The 6,616-nt window shown below is 43.6% G+C and carries 8 protein-coding genes; 6 read left to right on the top strand and 2 right to left on the bottom strand.

Features of this window, described 5'->3' with window-relative positions:
• Positions 1-102: 102 nt before the first annotated feature.
• Both trmJ and ACOSVP_RS18510 read right to left on the bottom strand, forming a co-directional pair.
• The gene (trmJ, locus tag ACOSVP_RS18515; protein ID WP_487348967.1) at positions 103-867 is read right to left on the bottom strand and encodes a tRNA (cytosine(32)/uridine(32)-2'-O)-methyltransferase TrmJ; all 765 of its coding nucleotides are present in this window, start codon (positions 865-867) and stop codon (positions 103-105) included.
• A gap of 28 nt (positions 868-895) precedes the next feature.
• Positions 896-2,188, bottom strand: coding sequence for a DnaJ domain-containing protein (locus ACOSVP_RS18510; protein ID WP_487348966.1), 1,293 nt, complete (start codon positions 2,186-2,188; stop codon positions 896-898).
• A 143-nt stretch (positions 2,189-2,331) separates the two neighbouring features.
• Here ACOSVP_RS18510 and moaC point away from each other — a divergent pair, with 143 nt between their 5' ends.
• The 6 genes from moaC to ACOSVP_RS18480 all read left to right on the top strand — a co-directional run.
• Positions 2,332-2,814 carry a cyclic pyranopterin monophosphate synthase MoaC gene (moaC, locus tag ACOSVP_RS18505; protein WP_487348965.1) on the top strand — a complete coding sequence of 161 codons (483 nt, stop codon included), beginning with the start codon at positions 2,332-2,334 and terminating at the stop codon, positions 2,812-2,814.
• Positions 2,807-3,061 (top strand): MoaD/ThiS family protein, encoded by a 255-nt coding sequence (locus ACOSVP_RS18500; protein WP_487348964.1) that lies wholly within the window; start codon positions 2,807-2,809, stop codon positions 3,059-3,061. Before moaC ends, ACOSVP_RS18500 begins: the two co-directional genes overlap by 8 nt.
• 1 nt (position 3,062) lies before the next feature.
• A complete protein-coding gene (gene moaE / locus ACOSVP_RS18495) occupies positions 3,063-3,509 on the top strand; it encodes a molybdopterin synthase catalytic subunit MoaE (protein WP_487348963.1) in 447 nt (148 codons plus the stop codon).
• Positions 3,510-3,780: 271 nt separating this feature from the next.
• Positions 3,781-4,866, top strand: coding sequence for a dTDP-glucose 4,6-dehydratase (gene rfbB, locus ACOSVP_RS18490; protein WP_487348962.1), 1,086 nt, complete (start codon positions 3,781-3,783; stop codon positions 4,864-4,866).
• 212 nt (positions 4,867-5,078) lie between these two features.
• On the top strand, positions 5,079-5,963 hold the full coding sequence (gene rfbA, locus ACOSVP_RS18485; protein ID WP_487348961.1) for a glucose-1-phosphate thymidylyltransferase RfbA: 885 nt from the start codon (positions 5,079-5,081) through the stop codon (positions 5,961-5,963).
• Between the two features lie 155 nt (positions 5,964-6,118).
• Positions 6,119-6,616, top strand: a 498-nt coding sequence (locus tag ACOSVP_RS18480) for a hypothetical protein (RefSeq protein WP_487348960.1), incomplete at its 3' end; no start/stop codon positions are given.

Here is a 6,616-nt window from a genome sequence, read left to right as displayed (position 1 = left end):
AGCATTTCATCCCCGGACGAAGCCGGGTTGTACGAGCGGGTTGCATCCCGCGATCGAAGCATTTCATCCCCGGACGAAGCCGGGTCGTACGACTTGCAGTGTTTATTCCTGCTCTTCTTTAGCTTTCTTCGCCGCGTGGCTCATGCCTTCATTTAGGCCTGCCTCACGATCCACTGCAGCTAACACGCCACGCAAAATTCCCAATTCTTGTTTCTCAGGGCGAGAGCGGTTAAAGAAACGCTTGAGCTTCTCTAATACCTTACCTGGGTGGTTACGTACGACGAAGTTGATACCGTATAGGGTTTCTTCAAGGTGTTCGTAGAAAAGATCCATTTCTTTCTTACGCGGGTACTCTGGTACCATCTTTTCATGCACCTGTTCATTCTGATGGGCCATCCAGATTTCGTACGCTACGATTTGAACCGCTTGTGAAATGTTTAGCACTGGGTACTCATCGTTGGCATCGATGTATACTTGACGATGACATTGCGCGATTTCTTCGTTCAGCAAGCCCATCGTTTCACGGCCAAACAAGATCGCGATGTTATGTTCTTTCGCTTCTGGAATAACCGTCTCAGCACACTCACGAGCGTTCATGATCGGTAGCTGGAAGGTACGGTGACGGGCGCTGGTGCCAATCACTAGGCTACAGTCGCCAATCGCTTCTTCCAATGTGTTAACGATGGTGGCGTTCTCAAGAAGATCCACGGCGCCAGCTGCACGGCTAGTCGCTTCTTCTGATGGGTAGTCGTTAGGATCAACTAAATATAGGTTGCTTAGGCCCATGTTTTTCATTGCACGAGCGATCGCGCCGATATTACCAGGGTGGAAAGTATTAATTAGTACAATGCGAATATTGCTGAGCATGAAATAGTAACTCGTTTACGTTATCGGATTACGGCGTAACAAGGTTTCTAAGTGTGAGCGACTGTTCGGTGCTGGCAAAATTGACCTGATCCAACACAACTCTTTGGCGCTCATCGAAGAGAAAACGCTGACAGGCGTGATGATACAGGGAACCTGTCTCTAACACCAATCGGTAGTTGCCTTTGGGAATAAAGTTCGCGGCAAAGGGCTGATTTGCATGCAAATACACGGAGAAGGGCGGCTGGCCATCAAGTGATTGAAAGGTCAGCATGCTGGCTTCTGGCAGTTGATTCACAATCCGCAAGCGGCTAGTGCCGTTGGCCTCACCAATAATGTCGCCATGATTGGGCGCAACACCGGGTTGCCCATAACAACCTGTTGCTTGAGCATGTTCGATATCACCGAAACCAAAGTTTTCCGCTTTAGACCAACCGGTATTCCCCCCATAGCTTAGGGTTAACCAATCGCCGTCCGCTTTCAGTATTTCAACATTCTGTGCCGAGGGGATCGTTGCCTTAATCTCTGATGACACACTGGGTTCAGTGAATAGGCGTGTGTTTTCTAATGTGTAGTGCGTACCGATACGAAACTGAGGATACAACCCACTAATATAAGGTTGCGCATTCTCACTGGCGTCTTGTGCAGTAAAGGTGTGCCAATAATCAGCACTGTATATCCCCATGACAAAAGTGGCTAGGTAAGTACAGGCAATAAACGCAGCTTTGGCTGCATGACGTCGAAAAGGTTTAATGCTGGTAGCAGGTGAACTCTGTTGCGTCGTGTTCTCGAATGGTGATTGAGAAGAAGATGAAGCTTGCTCGGTACTAGGGGTCTCGTAATCAAAGCTTGAAAAATCGGGCTCCGGCGAAGAGTTGGTGTCTGTTTTGCGCATTTCTTCATACAGCGCATTCATACGGCGCTGATGTAAGGTGCTGCGCGCATTGCGCAGGGCTTCTTCACGGGCGCGGTCTTGCTGAACGTTACTGCGCTTCATTTCCTCGTAAGCACGTTGCTGCTCTTTGACATACTCGCGTTGCTTAGCATCGCTTTCAAATTCGTAACGCTCAAAACCAGAGGTATTTCTAGAGGTCGCACGATCCGTAAAATTGTACGGTTTCCAATCTTGCCCTTGACTACGCTTAATAGCGGATAAGACATTTTGATAGGCATCGTGGATACGCTGAAAATGTTCCGTGGTATCTTGCCCTGGGTTTTTATCAGGATGATAGCGACGCGCTAACCGACGGTAGGCGGCTTTGGCTTCCTGCTCCGTTGCATTGGTAGGCAATTCAAGAAGGTTAAAATCGTCGATTAGGCTCATAGGGTCAACTTACGTCAATTTCGCAACATTATGCCTTAATAACGTCTGAGTACAAACTTATCGAATGCTTAACCCTTGATTTGTACAGAGGTTTTGCCAAACTAGGCGTTTTTTGACAGTACAATTGGCATGAGTGAGATGGCATGAGCGAGACATTGACCCACCTTGATTCCAACGGCAACGCGCATATGGTTGACGTGAGTGATAAAGACGTAACCAAACGCACGGCCACGGCACGCTCCGTTGTAAAAATGCTACCAGAAACCTTAAAGAAAGTGATCGAAGGCGGTTTACCAAAAGGGGATGTGCTGGCGACGGTGCGTATTGCCGGTATTCAAGCAGCAAAGAAAACCCCCGACCTCATTCCTTTGTGCCATCCATTGATGCTGACCAAAATCACTCTAGACATTAATGTACTAGACGACTCGCATATCGAAATCCTTTGTACCTGCTCATTAAGCGGTAAAACAGGGGTAGAAATGGAAGCCTTAACCGGCGCAAGCGTTGCTGCACTGACTCTATACGATATGTGTAAAGCAGTAGACAAAGGCATCGTGATTTGTGAAACCGCATTGCTAAAAAAACACGGCGGTAAAAGCGGGTCTTGGAGTGCAAATCGTGGCTAATCTTAAAATTGTCTTCTTCGCATCTCTTCGTGAAACCATGAAATGTGACGAACTAGAGCTTCAAGTTGAGAGCGCATTAACGGTTCGTCAGTTAAAAGAGAAGCTGGCCGAACAGCTGCAACAACCTTTATTGCTGGAAGAAAAGGTCAAAGCGGCCATCGATTTTGACTTTGCCCGCGATGACGATCTAATCGATCCTGAAAAAGTGCAGGAAGTGGCATTCTTCCCACCGGTAACAGGGGGCTAATATGATTACCGTTCAAGAACAGGACTTTAACGTTCAGGAACTGTACGAATCTTTATGTGTTAGTCATAAAACCGGCGCGGTCGCTATGTTTGTTGGTCGCGTGCGAGACTTTAGCGACGATCCCGCACAATCAAGCTTTGTACTAGAACACTACCCAGGCATGACGGAACACAATCTCAACAAAATTGTTGAAGAAGCCAACCAGCGCTGGACACTACTGGATATAAAAGTCGTACACCGTGTTGGCAAGCTATCAGTTGATGATCAAATTGTGTTTGTAGGTGTCTCATCCGTCCATCGCGCCGAAGCCTTCGCCGCCTGCGACTTTATTATGGATTATCTAAAAAGCCGCGCCGCCTTCTGGAAGAAAGAAATCACCCCAGAAAGAGAAGAGTGGGTAGTAGCCAAGGAAAGTGATGAGCAATCCATTAATAGGTGGCTTACGTAAAGTTACATAAATAGTATTGTATTTACGCAATTTAACGAAGTTTGTTTTTTACTAACATTTGCTAGATCTTTATAATTGAACACCTTACATATATCTAAACGGAATAAACGCATCTACAAATGGAATTGTTTTGAATATTTACGCTTAATTCTGGAACATTTTTTGCCCTACTCTTTGTAACAGATCTGCAAGTCGATTCAATACGTTCAACTAGATGTAACTTCTTTAGGTTAGTGTTTACTTAACTTATTTAATGAACTTACAAAAAGCTATGAAAATATTAGTAACAGGTGGTGCCGGCTTCATTGGAAGCGCTGTAGTGCGTCATATCTTAGCAGAGACACCACACGAAGTTGTTAACCTCGACAAGCTAACCTATGCAGGCAATCTTGATTCCATTCCTGAGCAGTTGACTCAAACTCGTTACCTCTTTGAACAAGTAGATATCTGCGATGCAGCTGAATTAAAACGAGTATTTGCGGAGCAACAGCCAGATGCAGTAATGCACTTGGCAGCCGAAAGTCACGTGGATCGTTCTATTGATGGTCCAGGTGACTTTATCCAAACCAATATTGTAGGCACATATACTTTATTGGAAACCGCACGTGGCTACTGGGCTCAGTTACCGGAGGGTAAAAAGTCAGCATTTCGTTTTCATCATATTTCCACCGACGAAGTGTATGGCGATTTGCCACATCCAGATGAATTTGAAGGTGAAGCAGGCGAGCTGCCGATGTTCACTGAGACCACCTCTTATGCGCCAAGCTCACCTTATTCCGCGAGTAAAGCGAGCTCTGACCATCTAGTGCGTGCTTGGCTGCGTACCTATGGTTTTCCTACCATAGTTACCAACTGCTCCAATAACTATGGTCCATACCATTTCCCCGAAAAGCTTATCCCGCATATGATTTTGAATGCTTTGGCAGGTAAGTCATTGCCAGTTTACGGTGATGGGTCTCAAATCCGTGATTGGTTGTATGTAGAAGATCATGCGCGTGCGTTAGTAAAAGTGGTTACTGAAGGTGTCGTTGGAGAAACTTATAACATCGGTGGTCATAATGAGAAGCGCAATATAGAAGTCGTTCATACCTTGTGTGACTTGCTAGAAGAACTTGTTCCAGAAAAGCCACAAGGTGTCGCTGCGTACCGAGATTTAATTACCTATGTAAAAGACCGACCAGGGCACGATGTGCGTTACGCCATTGATGCAAGCAAAATTGCTGATGAGCTAGGCTGGAAACCTGAAGAAACATTTACCTCAGGCATGCGCAAAACCGTTGAATGGTATCTGGCTAACGAAGCGTGGTGGCAGCGCGTTTTAAATGGTGATTACCAACTCGACCGTATAGGTGGCTAATTTGTAACCGCGCTCTGTACGGGAAAGAAAGGTTGCCCTCTATGGAATCAAGTCGTACGAGCGGGTTGTATCCCGCGACCTGAGATACAGCTAAGCCGAAAAAGCGGGTTCTTACAAACGATTGAGTGCTTTATCATCGCAGATGAATAGAACTACATACGGCATTCAGTTAACCATTTAAAACTTCATATAGATTAAACAGAGCAAAACAAGTGAAAAAACGAAAAGGAATTATCTTAGCAGGCGGCAGTGGCACCCGATTACACCCTCTAACGTTAGGTTGCTCTAAGCAACTTATGCCAGTTTATGATAAACCGATGATTTATTATCCGTTATCAGTGTTAATGCTGGCAGGCATCCGTGAAATCATGATTATCACTACTCCCGAGGATCAAGCTAACTTTCAAAAACTGTTAGGTGATGGTAGTTATTTCGGAATTGAACTTACCTATGCAGCGCAACCCTCTCCAGATGGTCTAGCACAAGCCTTTATTATCGGGGAGGAATTTATCGGCGAGGATAATGTTGCCCTAGTCCTTGGCGATAATATTTTTTTTGGCCATCACTTCTCTGAAGAACTGAGAAAAGCCAACGAACAAGAATCCGGTGCAACAGTATTTGGTTATCATGTTAATGATCCCGAGCGATTTGGCGTGGTTGAGTTCGATCAAACTGGCCGTGTACTGAGTATCGAAGAGAAGCCAAAGCAACCGCGTTCTAACTACGCAGTGACCGGATTGTACTTCTACGACAACGATGTCGTTGACATCGCAAAACGCATTAAACCATCAGAGCGTGGTGAACTTGAAATTACAGATGTGAACCGAGCTTATCTTGAGCGTGGCGACCTGCATACTTGTTTATTAGGTCGCGGCTTTGCATGGCTCGATACAGGTACACATGATTCTTTGTTAGAAGCAGGGCAGTTTGTGCAAACCATTGAACATCGTCAAGGGCTAAAGATTGCGTGCCTTGAAGAGATTGCTTACCAGCAAGGGTGGATAAGCATTGAAAGTTTATTAAAAGCGGCTAAAGATTATACTAAAACAGGTTATGGTGAATACCTCTTAAAAATAGCACCATGTAATCAAAAGTAAGAGTGTAACCACATAAAAATCATGAAAGCCAAATTTCCTTAACAAGATTAATTTAGCATTAAGAATTTATTTTACTATTAAAAATATATAAAACATAGCGATTAAATACACAACAATTAAAACTTAAACTTAAACTTACAAGTGTAAAATAAGATATGGAATTAATAGAAGAAAGCAGTCAGTTAAAATCGATTATTTCAAAATCAGAGATTTTCCATAATATAGATTATTGTGGGATGATAAATGAAAGGTATCTTGTGGTAATAGGATGGAGCTATGATAAATATAGAGAAACAGATACCTCCATTCTAGTTGATAAATTCAATAATTTATCTCCTAAAGTGCAGAAAAAAATAAAAAGAAGTGATGTTGAGAGTAATTTTAAGTTATTAAATTTTGATAGAAATTTAGGTTTCTGTAGTATTTTTGACTTAAAAGGAATGAAAATAGAGAAATCTATTGATTTAGTGATTGGCACACCAGAAAATAAAAAAGAAATTGATATTTCGAGATTAAACCTTGTGGCATCTAGTATCCTTATAAATCACATTAATATGTATTATAAAGATATAGGTTTATTTTTGAACAATGAAGTAAGTCACGAAGTAAGTCACGAAGTAAGTCACGAAGTAAGTCACGAAGTAAGTCACGAA

Source organism: Marinomonas sp. HM11-D (assembly GCF_057626615.1).
Note: the sequence above shows the minus strand (reverse complement) of the source record. Positions and strands in the feature narration are given on the sequence as shown.